At 60.9% G+C, this 19,741-nt stretch carries 18 protein-coding genes; 8 read left to right on the forward strand and 10 right to left on the reverse strand.

All coding sequences use genetic code 11. From position 1 onward, the window contains the following. Positions 1–81: 81 nt before the first annotated feature. On the forward strand, positions 82–1,383 hold the full coding sequence (gene gltX / locus ABGM91_RS10775; protein WP_215428266.1) for a glutamate--tRNA ligase: 1,302 nt from the start codon (positions 82–84) through the stop codon (positions 1,381–1,383). Between the two features lie 71 nt (positions 1,384–1,454). Here the strand turns inward: gltX and ABGM91_RS10780 are convergent, their stop codons facing one another. Continuing rightward, complete coding sequence (locus ABGM91_RS10780; protein WP_354832240.1) at positions 1,455–2,768, reverse strand: amidohydrolase family protein; 1,314 nt, start codon at positions 2,766–2,768, stop codon at positions 1,455–1,457. A gap of 218 nt (positions 2,769–2,986) precedes the next feature. On the opposite strand from ABGM91_RS10780, the gene ABGM91_RS10785 reads away from it, so the two are divergent. The 3 genes from ABGM91_RS10785 to queC are packed head-to-tail and all read left to right on the forward strand — an operon-like array spanning position 2,987 to position 6,585. After that, positions 2,987–5,443: a mechanosensitive ion channel domain-containing protein gene (locus ABGM91_RS10785; RefSeq protein ID WP_354832242.1), complete on the forward strand. Its 2,457-nt coding sequence runs from the start codon at positions 2,987–2,989 to the stop codon at positions 5,441–5,443. A gap of 31 nt (positions 5,444–5,474) precedes the next feature. Continuing rightward, positions 5,475–5,882, forward strand: coding sequence for a preQ(1) synthase (gene queF, locus ABGM91_RS10790; RefSeq protein ID WP_290566406.1), 408 nt, complete (start codon positions 5,475–5,477; stop codon positions 5,880–5,882). Between the two features lie 10 nt (positions 5,883–5,892). Further along, a complete protein-coding gene (queC, locus tag ABGM91_RS10795; RefSeq protein WP_354832245.1) occupies positions 5,893–6,585 on the forward strand; it encodes a 7-cyano-7-deazaguanine synthase QueC in 693 nt (230 codons plus the stop codon). A 34-nt stretch (positions 6,586–6,619) separates the two neighbouring features. Here the strand turns inward: queC and tmk are convergent, their stop codons facing one another. From tmk to ABGM91_RS10815, 4 genes are all read right to left on the reverse strand, one after another. After that, on the reverse strand, positions 6,620–7,246 hold the full coding sequence (tmk, locus tag ABGM91_RS10800) for a dTMP kinase (RefSeq protein WP_354832247.1): 627 nt from the start codon (positions 7,244–7,246) through the stop codon (positions 6,620–6,622). Next, entirely contained in the window at positions 7,243–8,667 is a 1,425-nt protein-coding gene (locus ABGM91_RS10805; RefSeq protein WP_354832249.1) for an MBL fold metallo-hydrolase, read from the reverse strand. Before ABGM91_RS10805 ends, tmk begins: the two co-directional genes overlap by 4 nt. A gap of 139 nt (positions 8,668–8,806) precedes the next feature. Beyond that, positions 8,807–9,295: a GNAT family N-acetyltransferase gene (locus ABGM91_RS10810; protein ID WP_354832251.1), complete on the reverse strand. Its 489-nt coding sequence runs from the start codon at positions 9,293–9,295 to the stop codon at positions 8,807–8,809. A gap of 86 nt (positions 9,296–9,381) precedes the next feature. Then, positions 9,382–10,143, reverse strand: coding sequence for a hypothetical protein (locus ABGM91_RS10815; RefSeq protein ID WP_354832253.1), 762 nt, complete (start codon positions 10,141–10,143; stop codon positions 9,382–9,384). Between the two features lie 339 nt (positions 10,144–10,482). Here ABGM91_RS10815 and ABGM91_RS10820 point away from each other — a divergent pair, with 339 nt between their 5' ends. The 4 genes from ABGM91_RS10820 (at position 10,483) to ABGM91_RS10835 (ending at position 13,377) form a co-directional block, all read left to right on the forward strand. Beyond that, entirely contained in the window at positions 10,483–10,770 is a 288-nt protein-coding gene (locus ABGM91_RS10820) for a YkvA family protein (RefSeq protein ID WP_215428247.1), read from the forward strand. Between the two features lie 23 nt (positions 10,771–10,793). Continuing rightward, positions 10,794–11,486, forward strand: a complete 693-nt coding sequence (locus ABGM91_RS10825) for a DUF4230 domain-containing protein (protein WP_354832255.1) — start codon at positions 10,794–10,796, stop codon at positions 11,484–11,486. Between the two features lie 81 nt (positions 11,487–11,567). Further along, positions 11,568–12,815, forward strand: a complete 1,248-nt coding sequence (gene icd / locus ABGM91_RS10830; protein WP_290566398.1) for an NADP-dependent isocitrate dehydrogenase — start codon at positions 11,568–11,570, stop codon at positions 12,813–12,815. 130 nt (positions 12,816–12,945) lie between these two features. Further along, on the forward strand, positions 12,946–13,377 hold the full coding sequence (locus ABGM91_RS10835) for a VOC family protein (RefSeq protein ID WP_354832257.1): 432 nt from the start codon (positions 12,946–12,948) through the stop codon (positions 13,375–13,377). A 125-nt stretch (positions 13,378–13,502) separates the two neighbouring features. Here ABGM91_RS10835 and ABGM91_RS10840 read toward each other — a convergent pair whose 3' ends face one another. From ABGM91_RS10840 to nrfD, 5 genes are read right to left on the reverse strand one after another with little or no spacing between them, the layout of a single operon-like run. Then, a complete protein-coding gene (locus tag ABGM91_RS10840) occupies positions 13,503–15,839 on the reverse strand; it encodes a c-type cytochrome (protein WP_354832259.1) in 2,337 nt (778 codons plus the stop codon). Further along, the gene (locus tag ABGM91_RS10845; protein ID WP_354832261.1) at positions 15,836–17,068 is read right to left on the reverse strand and encodes a hypothetical protein; all 1,233 of its coding nucleotides are present in this window, start codon (positions 17,066–17,068) and stop codon (positions 15,836–15,838) included. Before ABGM91_RS10845 ends, ABGM91_RS10840 begins: the two co-directional genes overlap by 4 nt. Then, positions 17,065–17,736, reverse strand: a complete 672-nt coding sequence (locus ABGM91_RS10850) for a cytochrome c (protein WP_354832263.1) — start codon at positions 17,734–17,736, stop codon at positions 17,065–17,067. Before ABGM91_RS10850 ends, ABGM91_RS10845 begins: the two co-directional genes overlap by 4 nt. Then, positions 17,733–18,296, reverse strand: coding sequence for a quinol:electron acceptor oxidoreductase subunit ActD (locus ABGM91_RS10855; RefSeq protein ID WP_354832265.1), 564 nt, complete (start codon positions 18,294–18,296; stop codon positions 17,733–17,735). The genes ABGM91_RS10850 and ABGM91_RS10855 overlap by 4 nt, the downstream gene beginning before the upstream one ends. Next, a complete protein-coding gene (nrfD, locus tag ABGM91_RS10860; RefSeq protein WP_354832267.1) occupies positions 18,293–19,633 on the reverse strand; it encodes an NrfD/PsrC family molybdoenzyme membrane anchor subunit in 1,341 nt (446 codons plus the stop codon). The genes ABGM91_RS10855 and nrfD overlap by 4 nt, the downstream gene beginning before the upstream one ends. Positions 19,634–19,741 lie beyond the last annotated feature (108 nt).

The following is a 19,741-nucleotide window of genomic DNA, read 5'->3' on the forward strand; positions in this document are numbered from 1 at the left end:
TCCCCCGCGCCGTCCTTTTTTGGCATGCACCCCCTGTATCTGCTTGACGCGGGCAGGCAGGCCCTTACTCTCTTACCCATCATGAGTCACGTCAGAACAAGATTCGCACCTTCCCCCACGGGCTACCTCCACATCGGCGGCGCGCGCACCGCCCTGTTCAACTGGCTGTTTGCCCGCAAGATGGGCGGCACCTTCATCCTCCGCATTGAGGATACGGACAATGCCCGCAACACGGAGGAAGCCACCCGCGCAATCTTCACCGGCATGGAATGGCTGGGACTGGACTGGGATGAAGGCCCCATGAAGGGTGGCGACTGCGGCCCCTACTTCCAGAGCCAGCGCAATGATATTTACGACGCCTATTTCAAGAAGCTCCAGGACGCCGGGCGCGTGTACGAGGACGGCGGCGCATGGCGCTTCCGCTTTGACCGCTCCAAGCCCGTCACCTTCCATGACCTGATCTGCGGAGACATCACCATTGACTACCGGGACGCCTCCAACACGCCGGACATGGCCATCCGCCGCGCGGACGGCTCCTACATTTTCCACTTCGTCAACGTGGTGGACGACATTGAAATGAAGATGACCCACGTCATCCGCGGGGAAGACCACATCATGAACACGCCCAAGCACATCCAGCTGTTTGAGGCCTTCGGCGTCACTCCCCCGGTCTTCGCCCACATGCCGCTGATCCTGAACCAGGACGGCTCCAAGATGTCCAAGCGCGACGTGGGAGCGGCCCTGGGCACGTACCCGGAAGAAGGCTTCCTGCCGGAAGGCGTGATGAACTTCCTGGCCCTGCTGGGCTGGTCCCCCAAGGACGACACGGAAATCTTCTCCCCGCAGGAGCTCATTGAACGCTTCTCCCTGGAAGCGGTCAACCACTCCGCCGCCAAATTTGACATCACCAAGTGCCGCTGGGTCAACCAGCAGCACATCATTGCCCTGCCTGCGGAAGAATTCACGGCCCAGGCGCGGCCCTTCTGCCTGAACGCCGGGCTGCCGGACTCCCCCATTCTGGATGACGCCATCGCCACCGTACAGACGAAGGTGCAGACGCTGGCGGAAGTGCCGGACAAAATCCGCTTCTTCTTTGACCTCAGCATGGACCCGGAAGCCGTCGCCAAGGTCCAGCCGGAAGCCCTGGAACTGCTTTCCAAACTGGCGGACAGGCTGGAACAGGAACCGGAATGGGACGGCCATGAACTCATTGGCGTGCTAAAAGCCTTTGCCAAGGAAAACGGCGTGAAGATGGGGGCCGTGATGTTCCCGGCGCGCGTAGCCCTCACCGGCCTGAGCGGCGGCCCGGACCTCTCCTCCGTCTTCTCCCTGCTGGGCCGGGAGGAATCCGTGAAGAGAATCCGCTCCTTCTCCCTGAACTGATTCCCCCTTCCGGGAACAGCTTTCCTTTCCAACGCTCCGGATGGATGTCCGGAGCGTTTTCCGTGTCCCCGTCAGGGCAGCCCCAAGAATTCAGACGGATTGGCCGTCATCAGTTCATGCCTTTCCTGCTCCGTAAAGGTGTTCCGGAAATTCTCCATGTACACCTTCATCCCGTCCAGGAAAAGAAGGTTCAGATAAAAATCGCTGCCGAACAGGAATTTGCGGCGCACCTGTTCCGGGGCCTTGAGGAAATACTCCCGCATCTCCCTGAGCCTGGGCGCCTCCGTGATGCAGGACAAATCCGTATGAAGGCCTGGGAACTGCTCCATCATGCCGTAAATCAGTTCCGTCCATTCCATGCCCTCGTCCCGGCAGCCGAAGTGGGCCAGGTTCAGCCGGAGGCGCGGAAAAGCTTCCATCACCTTCTTCCACAGCCGCGGATGGTTCAGAAGTTCCGCCTTCTCCTTCACCCGGAGCTTGTCCGTCAGGCGGTAGTGCCTGAATTCCAGAACGCCGTCATGCGGAACAACCTCTCCATTCCGGTAAACGTGCCCGTGCACCATGATGGAAGGGGAAAAACTGGCAAAGCCGCCGCCGGAACAATGGGCCGTCAGCGGAACCCCGTGCCGTTCGCAATACTCGTACAGGGCCATCAGCACGGGGTCCGTAGGGGAATAGCCATTGGGGCAGTATAGCTTGAAGCCGTAAAAACCGCCCTTCCCTCCCAGCCTGGGAAGCAATCTGTCCGTCAAGGGGGAAATGTCAATCGTCCCGTCCGGACCGTGCATGCAGTTGCCGGGGCGGCGCGGGTCCACCGCGTAAAACGGAAGCACCCTGCCGGGATGCGCCGCCGCCAGTTTGAGCAACGCCTCCTCCTGCATCCGGAACGCATCCCGTTTTCCCAGGGAAAGCCGTTCCGTCTTTCCGGACAGGCGGCGGAGGGCCTGCTTCATCTCCCCCAGTTCCCTTCTTTCCCTCCTCCCGGCGTGCGCCGCCAGTTCATCAAGTTCTTTCCGGAGCGCGGCCCATTCCTGCCGCGCCGCCCTTTTTATATTCTTCTTGCAGGCCTTGCGCCGCCGGAACCCGTTGGAATACCCGGCGCCCTTCATGCAGTAATCCAGGTCAAACATCAACGGCACAACGGCATTGCAGGCGCCTTCCGCCAGCAGCTTGCCGTAAATATCCTCCGTGTCCATCAACCCCGTCCTGAAAAAGCGGATGATCCTCTTCAGTTCGCCGATGCCTCCCGCCGTTTCCAGACGGGCCTGCATTCCCCGGCGGCGTATCCGGGAAAGGATGAAATCCGCCAGGAGCCTCCAGGAGAGAACCTCGTGGTTAAACAAATGGCAATGGGCGTCTATGGTTAAAATTTCCGGTTCCTTCATACAAATCATGGAATTATTCTCATATTAGCCAATATTCCGTTAAAAAATCAATCATGAAATCAATAAGGGCCAGACGCCGGGCACGGAAAGCCGGGTCCCGAAAAAACACCCTGGGGCTGCGCCGGAAAGCGCGAGCCTTCCCCCGCAAAGCCGTCTCAGGCAGCGCGGGAATATAACCTTGACCGTAATGCCCCCAGCCCCTAGAACTGGAACCGTTCATGAGCATCCCTGATTACCGGACGTTTTTCCGCTGCTGCGCCGCCTTCCTCCTGGCGGGTTTCCTGGCCCTGGGCCATGCTGCGGCACAGCAGGCTGAAGAGCCCGCCGCCGTTCCGGAACAGGCGCAGGAACCGGCCCCGGCGGAGCCGCAGGCGGAACCGGACCATACGGAAATGGACACCGTCATCATGGCCCTGTGCCATGAAATAGCCATCCTGAAAAAGAATGAAGAAAAGAGGATGGCCATCCGGGACACGCTGGTGAAGGAGGCTGACGACACCTACAATTACTTTGACACCAGGGTTTATGAAATGTCCGCCGTGCTTTACGCGCTGGACGACCAGAAAATCTTTACCCTGGCCTTTTACTGCAAGGCCGCCACCAGCCTGGTGAAGCAGTATTACTCCGAGAGGCCGGACTTCCAGGGACAGGAGGAGCGGCTGGACAAGGAAATAGAGCGCATCAAAAAACTGGTGGAATCCCTGGAGGAAGTCAATACGGACAACCTCTCGGAACCGTCCCTGGTGCAGAGGGATGAAGCCCTGTACACCTGCCGCGCCCTGGAGGAAGCCCTTCAAAAGGAAAAAGAGCAGATCAGCTACCTCAAGGAGCTGTTCAACAGCCTGACCGTAAAAATAGAAATCCTGAACAACGAGAGCGGCAAGCTGTTCACCTCCCTGTTCAACCGGGTATTCTACACCCCGTCCAATGCGGCCAAATACATCTTCCTGAAGCCGGTCAAGACTTATGAAGTGTGCATGGCGGCGTGGGAAACCTCCGCGGACAGCAAGTTTCAGCTCCCGTCGGACCCGCAGACGCTCAAGCATTACGGCCTCATCCTGCTGGGCATCATCTTCTGTTCCTACTGGCTTTCCCGCTTCATCGTCTTTCTTGGTTTCAAAAAAACGCTGGAAAAGACGGGCCACGTCAACAAGCGCCACGCCTTCACCAACGTCACCACCATCCTCATCGTGGCGCTGGTCCTCGTCATCTCCTCCCTGCGCACGCCGGACTACCTGCTGAAAAGCGCGGCCTCCCTGGGCGCGGAATTCCTCCTGCTGGTCAGCGCCATCCTGTTCTCCCTGGTGACGCGCCTCAAATACGGCACCATCAACGCCGGCATACGCATCTACATGCCCTACCTGCTCCTGGGAGGCTTTTTCATGCTGCTGCGCATGTTCATGGCCCCCAACATCATCGTGGACATCTTCATGCCCATCCTGTTCACGCTGGTCTCCCTCTTCTCCCTGCTGACCTGGGTGCGCCAGAGGCACAAGCTGCCCCGGCTGGACCGCTTCTTCGCCACCATCTCCCTGGTGCTCACCATCCTGGGCAGCGGCCTGTGCTGGGCCGGGTTCAGCTTCATGGCCTTCCTGGTGCTGATGACGTGGATCATGCTGATGACCAGCATCCTGCTCCTGGTGGGGCTTTGGGACCTGCTGCACCACTATGAAAACCACCGCAAGGAACGGAATAAAAAGGACATCCTGTGGTTCCGCCCCTTCGTCTCCAAGCTGGTGCTCCCGTGCCTGGCCATCTTCCTCATCCTGTTCAGCCTCATCTGGCCCGCCGCCACCTTCGACATGGGAGACCTCATCGTCAGCAAAATCTTCGCCACCACGGAAGTCAAGGACCTGCTCACCTTCAGCTGGAGCCACCTCATCACGGTCATCCTGATTGCCATTGTGCTCAACTACCTGATCTTCATCGGTAAAAACACCCTGTATGAAATCTACGGGGAGGAGTATGAAGTGGGCATCATCCCCACCTTCATCACCCTCTCCTCCCTGTTCCTGTGGGGGCTCTTCGTCTTCACGGCCCTCATCATCATGGACGCCAACTACAACGGGCTGCTGATGGTCATGGGCGGCTTGAGCATGGGCATCGGCTTTGCCCTGAAAGACACCATTGAAAACATCATCAGCGGCCTCTCCCTGATGCTGGGGCGCCTGCGCCAGGGGGACATGATTGAATGCGACGGCTACCGGGGGCGCGTCTCCTCCCTGGGCTACCGCTCCACCATGATTGAAACGCTGGACGGCTCCATCATCGCCTTCCAGAACTCCCAGCTCTTCAACAAAAACTTCCGCAACATGACCCGCAACCACAAGTTCGAATGCTCCAAGGTGGAAGTGGGCATCTCCTACGGAACGGATGTGGAGCGGGCGCGCGGCATCATCCTGGAAACGCTCTCCTCCCTGACCTTCCTTTCCAAGGTGAAGAAAACCAGCGTGGTGCTGGACAGCTTTGGGGACAGCTCCGTCAATCTGGGCGTGTGGGTATGGGTTCCCGTCATGACGAAGGCATCCAGCCTTTCCACCGTGCGGGAAAACATCTATAATGCGTTCAACGAACACGGCATTTCCATCCCCTTCCCCCAGCAGGACCTGTACGTGAAGGAATTCCCCGGCAGGGAACCCGTTCGGGAAAAAGACGGCCCCGCGCAGGAAAACTGAATCTCCACTATAACACAACATCAACCATCCAATGTCCGAACCTCTGACTCTCCTCGGCTCACAAAGCTCCTTCTTCACCAGCCCTGACGACGCCAAGCTGGAATCCTTCCCCAACCGCGGCACGCGTCCCTACACCATCACGCTGGACACGCATGAATTCTCTTCCCTCTGCCCCGTCACCGGGCAGCCGGACTCCTGCCACCTGATGATCACCTACGTGCCGGATGAAAAATGCGTGGAAACCAAATCCCTTAAATACTACCTGGCCTCCTACCGCAACTACCCGGCCTTCAATGAACAGATCGTCAACCGCATCACGGATGACCTGGCGGCCGCCATCTCCCCCCGGTGGCTGAAGGTGGAAGGCCGCTTCTCCCCCCGCGGCGGCATCCAGCTTACCGCCATGGCGGAGCACAACCCGGAAAACCGCCCTCTTTAACCGTTCTGCCATGGAAACAATGGAAACCGCCGTGCTGCTCAGCGGAGGGCTGGACTCCAGCGTGGCCCTGCACTGGGCGTACCGGAACCACCGCGTGCGGGTGGCCCTCAGCTTTGACTACGCCTCCAACCACGCGGAACGGGAGCTGGAATGCGCCGCGTGGCAGGCCGCCAGCCTGGGCATTGAGCACCGCGTCATTGACATCTCCTCCATCTCCGCCCATTTGAAATCCGCCCTCCTCTCCGGCGCGGAAGACATCCCGGACGGCTCCTATGACGAGGAGCTGATGAAGCAGACCGTCGTCCCCTTCCGCAACGGCATCTTCCTGTCCATTGCCGCCGGAGTGGCGGAAAGCTGCGGAGCGCAGCAGCTCGTCATTGCGGCCCACTCCGGGGACCACAGCATTTATCCGGACTGCCGGGAGGAATTCATGGCCGCCATGACGGAAGCCGTCCGCCTGGGGACCTATGCCGGGCTGGGCATCCTGCGCCCCTTCATCCACACCTCCAAGGGCGGCATCGCCGCCATGGGCCATGAACTGGGCGTGGACTTCTCCCGCACCTACTCCTGCTACAAGGGCGGCGCCGTCCACTGCGGCACCTGCTCCACCTGCATGGAACGGCGGGAAGCCTTCAGGGAAGCCGGAATCCCGGACCCGACGGTTTATGCGCCTGCGGCGCAGCGGCCAAATACCGCAGACTGAACCTCAAAGGGGAATTCGCGGCCTTGAAGACATCTCATTCCTGATTACCCATCACTTCAGGAAAACGCCCGGAAAGTGCTTTCCGGACTCTTGCCGCCACTTCCTCCTTCCCGGCGTCTGCGTCCACGCGGAGCATCCAGGGTTCATGGATGGAGGCGAATACATTGCGGCAGGCCGCCAGGCCCGCCTCCGTTTCAAACGCGTCGCGTTCCCCGCGGCTCCCGATGCGCTCCAGCGCCACGGAAACGGGAATATCCAGCCAGACCACGGCGTCCGGCACGGGGGCAAACTCCTCATTGGCGGCGCGGATGACGGAAGTATCCACGCCCCGCGCGCCCTGGTAGGCCATCATGGAAAGATAATAGCGGTCCAGCAGCACCCACGCGCCGCGCGCCAGAGCAGGGGCAATCAGCGTCTCCACATGCTCCCGCCTGTCCTTCAGGAATAACTCTACCTCCTCCTCCACGGAGAGGCGGCCCGTCACGGCGGAATCCCGGAGCATCCGCCCCCACTGTCCGCGGGTGGGCTCAAAACTCTGCACCACTTCCAGGCCCTGCCCTTCCAGATGCTTCCGCAACCGGCCGATGTGGGTGGACTTGCCGGTGCCGTCAATGCCTTCAAAGACGATCAGGCGGCCCGTTCTCTCTCCGGTGAAACTCATGACTCAAACGTATAGCGCTGTCCCGGCACGGGTGCGATGATGGTGGAATCCGGCATTCTGGCGGAAAGCGTATCGTGCATCCATTCCACGGCGTCCGGGTCGCCGTGCACCAGAACCACCTGCCTGGGATTCAGCTTCACGGCATAATTGACCAGGGCGTCACGGGTGGCGTGCCCGGAAAAATCAAAACAATCCACCGTGCAATTGCGGCGCACCGGCTGGCCCTTGGGCCGCATCTTCACCAGTTCCCCCGCCGGGGCGGCCCTCAACTGGCCTGCCGGGGAATCCGGATCCGCATACCCCACAAAAAGAATGGCGTTCTTCTCATGCGGAAGAACCTGCTCCGCCATCACGTTGGAGAGCGTATTCTCCGTCATCATGCCGCTGGAAACCACGTAAATATTCCCGGGGGAACACACCAGGGGAGCCTTGCCCTTGCGCGGCAGGGGCATGGTCTTGATCTCCTCCTTCAGCTTGAACTCATGGTCATGCCTGCGGGTCAGCCCGGCAAAACGGTCGTACAGCAGGGAAACCTTGGCGCTCAATCCGCCGAAGTACACGGGCGTATTGGCCGGAATCACCCCCTGCTGCTTGAAACGGTGGATATTGAACAGCATCTCCTGGCTCTTGCCGATGGCGAATACCGGAATCAGTACCGCGCCGCCGCGTTCCAGCGTCTCCGCAATCGCCTTGCCGAACCGCACCATCTCCTCCGGGCGGGAATAATGGGCGCTGCGCTGGAAGCCGCCGCGCGTGCACTCCATGATCAGCGTATCCACGCCGGACTCCGGAAAATCCGCGCCGGGAATCATGCTCTGGTCCTCAAACTGCACGTCCCCCGTGTAAAACACGGTGTGGCCGCTCTCGCCCTCCAGCATCACGCCTGCGGAACCCAGGATGTGCCCGGCATCGTAAAACGTGGCCAGCACGTTCTGCCGGAACCCCACGCGGAACACCTCGTTGCAGGACTTGGCATGCCAGGCGTCGCTCAGCCTGTCCAGATCGTTATGGGTGAAAAAGGGATACTCCACAATGCCCAGGTCCAGCCTCTTGGAGCTCATCACATTCACGGAATTGTGCAGCATCACCTCGGACAGGGCGGCGGCGGCGGGCGTCATGAACACATCCGCCGCCGGCTGCTTCTCCTGAAGCACGGGCAGCGTTCCCAGGTGGTCCAGGTGGGAATGGCTTAAAAAAACGGCTTCTACGGAATTGGGCTCCATGGAATCGAAATCCGGCATGGCCGCCAGCCCCTCCCTCTTGGGGTGCATCCCGCTGTCAAGTATGATCCGGGTGCCGTCCATCTCAAGCAAATAGCAATTGGCCCCAATTTCCTCGGCCCCGCTGATATTCGTAAAACTGATCATTATATGCCGCAGGAGAGTACCCCGTGCCCTCCGCCGTGTCAATGCCGCCTTCATGTTTGCGGGAGCAGGACGTTTCCGTTCCCGGAAATGACCGCGGATCAAGGGAAGAACCGCCCTGCTCCCTATTCCGAGGAATCGTCCGGCCCCAAGAATTCCGGAACCCGTTTGGCCCGTCCATTCCGCACAAACGTTCCTACGGCAGTATCATTTCATAATCAATGTAGTCCCCGAAAAAGGCGGTATGGCTTTCGTTCCTCCTTCTCCCGCAGGCCTTGAACCCCACGCTTTCATACATCCGCCGGGCGGGAAGCATCCGGGCATTCGTGGTGACGACTATTTTCCGCGCCTCCTGCCGGGCGATCCGGCGGAGCGCTTCCCGGAGCTGTACCGCGCCGTAACCACGGCCCTTATGGGAGGATATGATGCAATTATGGCCTACTTTCACGTATTCGGGCATCTTCCTGGGGTCCCATGACGCCAGCCCGGCGGGTCTGCCATTGCAAACAGTAATAAAACCATACCTATCTGCAATCCGGGGGTTATCAAAGAAAAAGTCGTCAAACTCCTTCCAGTCCGCCCCGCAGCGATCCTGCCACCGGGAGTCAAAGGAATAGGCGTCCGACAATAATTCAAGCAATATCCCGCGGTTAAACTCGCTCACTCTTCTGAAATGAATGTCCATGGCGCCTCCTTGATCAATATTCCGTTATTTTCACGGGAATCCAAACCATTCTTTTTTCCGGATAAAGCTCGTTAATCAAGTCAAACTTAAAAATTCCCTTGTAAGGGACGGAAACCATTCTCCTTATCTTGCAGCAAGCGTAATTTGGCGCTCCAAGGTTTGCTCCGGAGAACACGCATCCTTTCAAGATAGGCATCCGCTTCCTTCTGCGATTGTTCCGGAACTGACGGATGGTTTTTGATATAAGCCATTCTTGCCTCCAGAGGCACACTGCTTTCCAGAGACGTCCAGAACACATAATCCATGATTTCATATGCCCAGTTTTTCTCCAGAGCCAGCGCCTGATGCTCATCCTTCATCTGTTCCAGAAGTTTGATGGACATTTTCATGGATTTAATAAGGTGATGCTGGTAGCTCTGCAAGACGGCCTCCTGCAACAAAGAAAGATTTCTTGGCTTGTCCTCCACGATCACGGATGGAGAAGCTCCCGCATCACGCCAGTGTTTAGGATACCCTGCCTTTCCCCGTGGAATCAGCACAGGGATAATCCCGGAGCATCCCATCCCCGTTGCAGGAGTGAACTCTACAGACTTCCTTTCAAATGCCACGGTTATTGGTACAGGCAGCTTATGGCCATTGAGAGAAAGAATATCTATTTCCCATGTATCCCGTTTGCGGATGGTTCCTGAAAAATAGGCGGGAGCCACGTGCGGAGATTCGCCATACACGGAAGAGTCAATCCGTTCCTTGAGTCCTTCAGGGACGTTGCTCCCATTCTCTCCGGCTTGCAAAGGCGGCAATGCCGTTCCGGACAACATGCACAGGAAAAACAAAAGCCACTTGTTCATCAGGTAATTCCAGCATACCGGAAAGTAAAACGCAACAAGATTCGGTGAGGCGCGAAAATTCCGCACGCAACCCGTCCTTTCCCTTGTCGCTGCTTTCTCCGATGGAAGATCATACCGTCCATGCCTTCCGGAATTTGCCTGAATCACGTTCCTTTCTACCGGTTTGCATGTCATGAGAAGGGCATCAGGGAAAGGTTCTTTCCTGATGCAACGTAATTGCCGTCAACAACCCAGCCCCTGCCGAACAATGGAAAACCTGGCTCCTGCGGCATCCGGGAATTGCTCTGGACGCCGCCGGGAGCGCATGAGATAATTTTTATGTCACCCTTCCAAGCCCCCATGAGCAGCAAGCTTCCCATTCCGCCCCAAGGCCCCAAACAGCAATTGCTGGCCAGGGCCGTCAATTATTTCCGCAGCCGGGAAGGAGAACCGCGCCTGTTTACCAAACGCAAGCTTGTTCTTCTTATCCTGACGGCGCTCTATGCCTTTTCCCCCATTGACCTGATTCCGGACTTCATCCCCGGAGTAGGCCAGATAGATGACCTGACCGTCATCGCCTTTGCGTTCCTGGCCATGTTCCTGCCCCCCATCAAGAAGGACGGCTCCCATGAAGACCCGGAACCCTGAGCTTACCGCCCGTACAGCTTTTCATGAGTGATTCCCCGCCATCCTTCCTCCATTCCCCCTCCGTCATCGCCCTGGTGAAAGGAGCCGTCCTGATTGGCGCGCTGGCCGTGTTGGTCTGGGGGGTGCGTTCCTGCCTGACGGCTCCGGTGGAAAAACCGATGGAGGTGGCGGGAAAATTGATTGAGGCAGGCAGGGAGTTGGGGCTGACATTGATCAACAAGGGTTTTTCCACAGACCACGGCGGCGTGGCCCTGATCGTGCAGAAGGATGAAAAAGTAGCCAACCTGGTTACCGTGGAACGGACGTTTGAGTACGAATACCGCTATTCCACCACTTGGTGGTGGAGCAAAAAGACGCTGGTCCTGAAAGCGGCCTACCGCGCCCACGGGGGCATCGACCTGGAGGGCCCCGAGCCGCTCCGGATCATCATTCCCGCGGAGAACAAGGGTCCCATCACCGCAGAAGGTCTTCACGGAAAACTGATTTCCTGCGAGATGGTGGAAGGCTCCCTCCGCGTCGTGAGGGATGACGCCGGAATTTGGAATAGGCTGACCCCGGAGGACTCCGCCATCGCCGTCAACCAGTTGAATGAAAGCGCCCGGAAGCACATCATGGAGAGCGATTTAAAACGCCAGGCGGAAGAAAATTTCATGCGCCGCCTCCGGGAAGAAGCACGGCAGCCGGAAGAGCAATCAGGAAAAGACCGCTGGTTCTGATGCATGCTCATGGAGCGCAGCTCCTCATTCCGTTCTTTTATCTTGCCAAAACAGTCCGCGTCCTATAAAGGAACGCACGTCATGGCCCATTTAACATTCACCCCTCCCACGGACGGCGCAGCCGTCACCATGCAGAACGGCAGGCTTTGCGTTCCGGACAGGCCCGTCATCCCCTTCATCATCGGTGACGGAACCGGGCCTGAAATCTGGGCGGCGGCTTCCCGGGTGATTGACGCGGCTGTGAAGAAGGCGTACCGGGGCAAGCGTTCCATCGCCTGGTATGAAGTTTTTGCCGGGCAGAAGTCCTTTGACAACCTGGGAACCTGGCTTCCCAACGAGACGGTGGAAGCCTTCCGCACGTATCTGGTAGGCATCAAGGGGCCCCTCACCACCCCGGTGGGCGGCGGCATCCGCAGCCTGAACGTCACGCTGCGGCAGGATCTGGACCTGTTCGTCTGCCTGCGCCCGGTGCGTTATTTCAACGGCATTGAAACACCCGTGAAAGCCCCGGAGAAGGTGGACATGGTCGTTTTCCGGGAAAACACGGAGGACATTTACGCCGGAATCGAGTTCAAGGAAGGCTCCGAGGAAGCCAAGCTGTTTTTCGACACCATGAACCGCATCTTCCCGGACCGCATGAAGAAGGTGCGCTTCCCGGAAAGCTCCGGCTTCGGCATCAAGCCCGTTTCCCGGGAAGGCACGGAGCGCCTGGTGCGCGCCGCCATTGATTACGCCGTGGAGAACGGCCGCAAGAGCGTCACGCTGGTGCACAAGGGCAACATTATGAAGTTCACGGAAGGCGGCTTCCGCGACTGGGGGTACGACGTCGCGCGCCGGGAATACGGCGCCCAGCCCATCGGAGACGGCCCCTGGATGAAGCTTCCCAACGGAATCGTGGTCAAGGACTGCATTGCAGACGCCTTCCTTCAGGAAATCCTGCTGCATCCGGAAAACTTTGACGTGGTCGCCACGCTGAACCTGAACGGGGATTACATTTCCGACGCCCTGGCGGCTCAGGTGGGCGGCATCGGCATCGCCCCCGGCGGCAACATCAATTACCTGACGGGCCATTCCATCTTTGAAGCCACGCACGGCACCGGCCCCAAACTGGCCGGACTGGACAAGGCCAATCCCAGTTCCGTCATCCTGTCCGCGGAAATGATGCTGCGCTACATGGGCTGGACGGAAGCGGCGGACCTGCTGATTCAGGCCATTGACCGGGTGATTGCCGCAAAAACCGTCACGTTCGACCTCGCGGAAATGATTCCCGGCTCCACGGAACTTTCCTGCTCCGCCTATGGCGACAAGCTGGTGGAAGCCCTGAGCTGACCTTTTCCCCGGCCGCTTTCATCCGGCTGCCTTCCGGCACACTGTGCGGAGGGCAGCCCTTTTTTGCAGGGGAACCAGTATCCGTGCCATTCCCATCAAACATTTCAAATACCACCCCATGAAGAAGAGCATGAACAGAATGAACATCATCTGCCTTGGAGTCAGGGACATGAAGAAGGCCCTGCAATTTTACCGTGACGGGCTCGGTTTTAAAACGGACGAGACGGGCGACCACCCGGACGTTGTCTTTTTCAGCACTCCCGGCACGAAGCTGGAATTGTATCCGCTGGATTTGCTGGCAAAAGACATCAACGGGGAGAATCCTCCCCCCATCGGTTCCGGATTCGGAGGAATCACGCTTGCCTATAACGCAAAAACGAAAGAGGAAGTGATTGAAGTCATTGAACTGGCCCGGAATGCGGGGGCCAGGATCGTGAAGGAACCCCAGGATGTTTTCTGGGGCGGCTTCCACGGCTATTTTGCGGACCCGGACGGCTATTACTGGGAGGTCGCCTGGGGGCCGAACGATGAATTTGACGACCGGGACATGCTCGTCCTGTAACCGGAATTTATTTAAATAAAAGGGCTGCCGCTCCATATCAAGGCAACGGCAGACCGCAATGTTTCCTGAGGAACGGCGTCATTCCTTCAAGGCCGCCGCTCTTGTCCAGCCGCTCTCCTTTTCCGTCAGTTCATAGGGTTCCGGCGGATGGCGTCTATCTGTTCCGGCGTATAAGCCGCCTTTTCCAGGCCGCCGAACTGGCGGCGCAGGAACGTGAGCAGGTTCGCCAGGTCACGGGAGTCAGTAACGCCGGGCGGCAGCATGGTGGAATCCCATTCCTTTCCGTTCACCGTGATCGGTCCGGTAAGCCCCTGGAGGACGATCTTCACGATTTCCGCGTCAGGTTTTTCCTTCAGCCATTCGGACCCGGCCAGGGGCGGATAGGTCACCTTGTCCCCCATGCCGTCGTTGCCGTGGCAGATGGCGCATTTGGAAAGGTACACGCCCCTGCCCTTTTCCATGACAGCGGCGGCACGGGCCTTTTTCAGGCGTTCCATGTCCACGGCGGGAGGATGGGCGGCATAATCCGGATGAATGTGTGACAAGGCCGGGAAGGAATGGATCCGGTCGCGCTTCACGGAGGGCTCCACCCTCCGGAGGGAAGCCAGGTAGTTCAGCAGCCGCTCTCCCCGCGGGGACGGAACCAGCTCCCGGCCCTTCTCCATCCGGACAGGCAGGGCAGCCGTGGAAGGGGCATTCCCCTCCACCGGGCGTTCCTCAAACAGGCCGGGCATGGCGGGGCACACGGTCCAGGGCTTTTTGAACTGCGCTTCCCGCGGGTTGTATAGATGCAGGGCCAGCCATTCCCGCACCTGCGCGGCACGGAGCGTGCCGCCGGATACGGCGTCTTCATATTCCAGCCTTCCGGCGGCGTATTCCGCCGCATTGCTCAGGTCTGGGCCTATGGCCGCCACGCCGGCCTGCGGGGCCCCCTCCCTGTTGAATTCGGCATCCATGTCTTCAGGTTCACTGACGCGGTAGGGAAAATCCGGGTCCGTCCCGCGGTCGATCGCCGTCTGCCAGTCCCTGCCGGACATGGAACGCCGGATCATCTGCGTATGGCACAGGGCGCACCCCTCCGCGGCATAAATCCGGGCTCCTTCCGCGTCCTGGACGGGGCGCCTCACCTCCAGGGAATCCGGAGCCGGGGCATGCAGCAGCACGGCGGCGGCCGTCACCAGCGCAAGCGCCGCAAAAACGGTAAAGACGGAAAAAAGGCGCCCGGTCACCGGAGTTCCCGTTTCCGGCGCTCCGGCCTCCGTACGCGCCGGACGCCACAGGCAAAGACTCCCCGCCAGGCACAGCGCCATGGCGGCGGCATGGACGCAGGCCGCCATGCCCACCCAGCCGCTCATCAATTCCGCTCTCCGGGCCACGGGAAAGGCCTGCACATCCACCGCGGCGACCACGCCCACGGCATAAGCCAGCAGCACGCCGCAAACGCCCGCAGAAAACAGCCACCATGCCACGGGAAACCGTGCGGGGCCTTTCCTCCCGGCCATCATCAGCACGCCCGCGCCCAGCAGCACCCACAATTCCGCCTCATGCCACGCGGACAGGGAGAATTGCATCAGTTCCGGCCAGGAGCCGGAGAGAACATTCCACGCCGCCAGCAAGGCGAGCACGGAGCAGCCGGCTTTCAGCCACGTTCCCATTCCCGGTTCCGGACAGGGTTTCATCCAAAGCCTTGCAGCCATCAGCACGGCGGGAAGAGCGGCGCACCAGGCCCAGACCGCTCCCGCCTCCACCAGCGCCCACGGCACCGGAAAACCGCGGAGCCCCGCCAGGCCGCCAATCACCGGAGCCGCCAGCAACACCACGGCCATCCAGACAGACAAAATGCCGAACATCCGGCCCTGCGCCATGTTCATGCGGAGGGCCGCCGCACCCAGCGCGGCAAACATCAGCCCGCAGGACAGGGAGCCGCCCAGGGAGGAGGCGTCCAGCAAGCCGTTCATGGACAGGGCCTGCGTATCCCCCAGCATCAGGAGAGCCGCCGCCACGCAACCCGCGGAAGAACTGAACAGCAGGCGCACGGGCCATGGAAAGGGCTTGAACCACGCGGCGCACGCCATCCCGGCGGAAAGGAGGGCAAAAACCGGGCAAACCCACCAGTCAAAAGGCATCAGGAGGAGGCCGCTCCCGTCTCCCGCGGCTATCGTCCCCAGCCCCAGCAGGACACAGGCATGCCAGAGCCATTCCGCGGGTTTCAGCCATCGCCCCCCAGGTTCCGCCATGAAAGAGAACAGGACGGGGAGAGCCCAGCCGTACACCAGGGCGCCGTAAAAGGAAAACATGAGCCGCCCCGCCGGCCAGGGGAGCGGTTCCCCAGCCACCAGTCCGGAGGCATGGACCAGGGACCACGCCAGCCCCAGCACGCAGGCCGCCGCCAGCCAGAACAGGGGCAGCCACTCGCCCGGACGGCGGCGGAACAGGGAGGAAACGGAGGCGGAAAGGTTCATCGTGATTCGGGAAATACCCTGCGGACGCTCAAGGCCCCCAGGAAGGAAAAACAGCAGATGGAGCCCATTACCCCCAGGAGCAGGACCAGGGGGACCCACGTTCCCCACGCATCCGGGGCCAGCCCCAGTCCGGGGCCGAACATCCAGCACGCTTCCAGCAGGAAGCCAAGCAGAATACAGGCGCAGACGGCGGCCAGCGCAGACGGGCGGCGCCTCAACGCGGGAAAGAGCAGGACCAGGAAGGGCAGCAGCAGTTCCAGCCCCAGCGCCACGGACAGAAGCCCGGACCAGCCGGAGGATGCGGCGTCATAAAAGGCCATTTCATCAGGAATGGAGGCGTACCAGGTAATCATGTACTGGGAGTACGTGATGTACGCCTTTACCAGCACCATGGCCATCAGCATGCCGCCCAGGCGGGGCCACGGCAGGCCTTTCCCCCCGTCCAGTTTCCTCAATCCCGCGGCGGCCAGCACGGAGAAGGCCAGGGAAACCAGCAGGACGCAGGCAATCATGTACACGGGAAACATGGAAAGAACGGGGTTCCCCACGCCTCCCAGCAGGTCAAAGCCCAGCACGCCCAGCACCATGACGGCGGCAATCATGCAGAAGGCCGCCGCTCCCCTGTGGAAGGAGGGCTGCCATACCTCCTTTTCCGCGGCCAGCACGGCCCACACCTGGGCCATGCTCCAGGCCAGCACCACCATGACGCCCATGCGCACATACAGCCAAGCCGGATTCCACCATGAGGCATCCGTCAAATCCAGCACGCCGAAGGCTTGGACGCCGGGCAGGGAAACATCCGCCACGCCCCAGTACCGCGCCGCTTCCGGAAAAATCACGGTGGTCAGGCAGCCGGCCGTACCCGCCAGCACCAGAACGCCGGGCAGGAAGCCCCAGCATCCCGCCGCCAGCACGCGCCTCAGTTCAATGCCCCAGCGGGCGCCCGTCACGGAAGACAGGCAGAGCCAGAACAGCGTGCCCAGGCACACTCCGGTTCCCAGGACGCCCACGGCCATTCCGGCAATGGCAAACGGCTTTCTCAATTCCTGAAGCCGCTCCCCGGCCACCGTCATGTCATCCCACGGCATGGCCGTGAAGGACTGGCGCATCAGCACGCACCAGAGCAGGACGGAGATGATCCACAGGGCGAGGGCGGCGGAACGCCCGGCCCAGCCGAATCCCGGCCTGTCCCGGCGTTCCGTTCCGGTTGACGATGTATTTCTGTTCATGGACGGTGTTCCTCCTGTTTAACCAAGTTTTGCTCCTCCGGGGGCCCCGGCAGCGCCTGAAGCTGGCGGATGAACGCCACCAGGCACCAGATTTCCCGCGCCGTGAGAATGTTCCCGAACGCGGGCATGTTCCCCTGTCCCAGCCGGATGCTCCGGAACATCTTTCCGGGAGAATAGGCGGCATACTTTTCATCCCGGAAGGAGCCTATCTGCGGGTAGGTTTCATAGGCGGCCATGCTGCCGCGCCCGCTGCCGTCCGCTCCGTGGCAGACGGCGCAGTGGACCAGATACAGCGCGCGGCCTTCCGCCAGCACGTCACGGCTGCGGGAAACGCCGCCCAGTTCCAGAGGCATGGAATCCTCCTCCCCGCCCTGCATGCGGCCTGAAGAAAAATAGGAGCCGTCCGCGGCAAAGGAATCCCGGCCGCCCCCGCGCTCCATGGGCACCCCGCCCAGGGAGCGGGCCACGGCGCGGGGCGGCGTCAGGCGCACATTGCGGCCTGCGGGGGTGAAGACGGGCTCCTGCACCTGCTGGGCGTCCGCCAGCGGACGCTCGTTCATATTGTCAAACAAATGGGGAACGGGATTCCTGCCGCCGCCGTCGCGCACCAGAAACCAGGCCGCCCCCAGCACCGCCAGGGCGGCGACCGCCACCACGCCGCCTCTCATGACGGCCCCCCTTCCGCATGGACATGTTCGCTCGCCTCCGGCAACAGGGACGCGGCCAGGGCGGCGGAAGCCTCTTCCCTGCCGCCTTCCAGCAGAATGAAGTAACCGTCCCCGTGCTCGTCTGTTCTGAAAAAATCACATTCAAACGCCCAGTCGTTCCACCTGGGGAGAACGGCCCCTTTCAGGAATCCGGCGGCGGTCAGGAGGCCTGCCCCCAGCAGCGTCCCTTCAAACAGGGGCGGAACGTACGCGGGCCAGTTATCCCAGCCCTGCACCCTGCCCTGGGTCACCAGGGGGTCCGCACGGAACTGCGTCCAGTAAAGCCACAGCGCCACGGCCAGGAACCCGCACAGGGCGCCCGCCACGGCCCACAGGCGCACGCCTGCGCCCACGGCCCTTCCGGCATGGCGGTTGGCAAGCCGCACGGCGGCGCAGGGATAGGGCGCGCAAACCTCCCAGTGAACGCCTTCCTCCTTCACCAGCTTCCTGACGGCCTGGTAAAGGTCTTCTTCCGACCGGAAAGAAAGCACCCAGCCGGAGGTGATGCGCTCCTTCTTCATGCGCCGCCCTCCTTGTTCAGGGACTGCTGTTCCCGCACGTCGCACAGGGAGAAGAACGGCGTCACGCGCACCAGCACCATGTACAGGGCCGTGAACAGCCCCGCGCTCCCGGCCATCATCGCCAGATCCGTCAGGCTGGGGGAATAATCGCCTATGTTGGCGGCCAGCAGGGACGCCTTCAGGGAATTCACGACAATCCAGAAACGTTCCATCCACATGCCCGCCAGCACGCCCAGGGCCACGGCGGCAATCACCCAGCGGCTGGTGCGCAGGGAGCGGAACCAGAACAGCTGGGGCAGCAGCACGTTCCCGGCGATCATGGCGGCCATGAATACGGCATTGACAGGATTCCTGCCCGGGAACAGCTCCGGACCGCCTCCGTTCAGCAGAACGGCCATGTGCTCCCACAGATACATGGCCCCCATCACCAGGCTCAGGGCCAGGACAAACCGGGAGCTCAAATCCAGAATGGCGGGGGTGATGGCCTGCCGGACGCCGCTGCCGGACATCAGGCGGCGCACCCCCAGCAAAATCAGCTGGACCATGGCCATGCCGCTTAAAATGGCCCCGCCTACGAAATAAGGGGGAAAAATGCTCTGGTGCCAGCCCGGCACCTGCGTCACGGAAAAGTCAAAGCTCACCACGGAATGGACGGATACCACCAGGGGAGTCAGGACAGCCGCAAAAAGCAGGCTGGCCTTTTCATAGGCGCGCCACTGGCGGCCCGTTCCCTGCCAGCCCAGCGCCAGCCGGCCGTACCGCCGCCGCAGGCGCCCCGTGCAGCAATCCCGCAGCAGGGCGAAATCCGGCACCAGGCCGATGTACCAGTACAAAACGGAGAGCAGAAAATAGGTGCTGACGGCCATCACATCCCACATCAGGGGGGAGGCCATGTCCGGCCAGACGCCGCTCACCTCCGGCAGCGGGGAGGCCATCCACGCCATCCAGACGCGCCCCACGTGCACCACGGGAAAGACGGCGGCGCAGATGACCGCGCACAGGGTCATCTGTTCCGCTCCGCGGGCGATCGGGCTTCTCCAGGACTGGCGGGTCAGCAGCAGGACGGCGGAAATCAGGGTGCCCGCGTGGCCGAGGCCTATCCAGAAGACAAAATGAACGATGTCCAGCCCCCACACCACGTTATTGTTCAACCCCAGCACCCCCACGCCCTCCGCGGCAATGCGCCAGGAACTCCACCCCACGCCCCACGCCGCCAGCAAGGCGCTGGCGAGGAACACGCACCACCACACAGGCCCCAGCGGCTTGCGAACCTCCGCCAGCATGGTCTTCACCGGAACGGCGGCGGAAGAAGCGGCTGGTGCTGGTCTGGTCATCATCTGCATGGGCGGAAGCTCGTTAGAGCTTACTTGAGTGCGTTTTTCCGTCAATTCAAAAGGGGAAGGCACGTGACATGACGCGCGGTTCCCGTCAATGGCGGCGTTACG

Origin of the sequence: Akkermansia muciniphila (assembly GCF_040616545.1) — a bacterium.
GTDB classification, from domain to species: domain Bacteria; phylum Verrucomicrobiota; class Verrucomicrobiia; order Verrucomicrobiales; family Akkermansiaceae; genus Akkermansia; species Akkermansia muciniphila_E.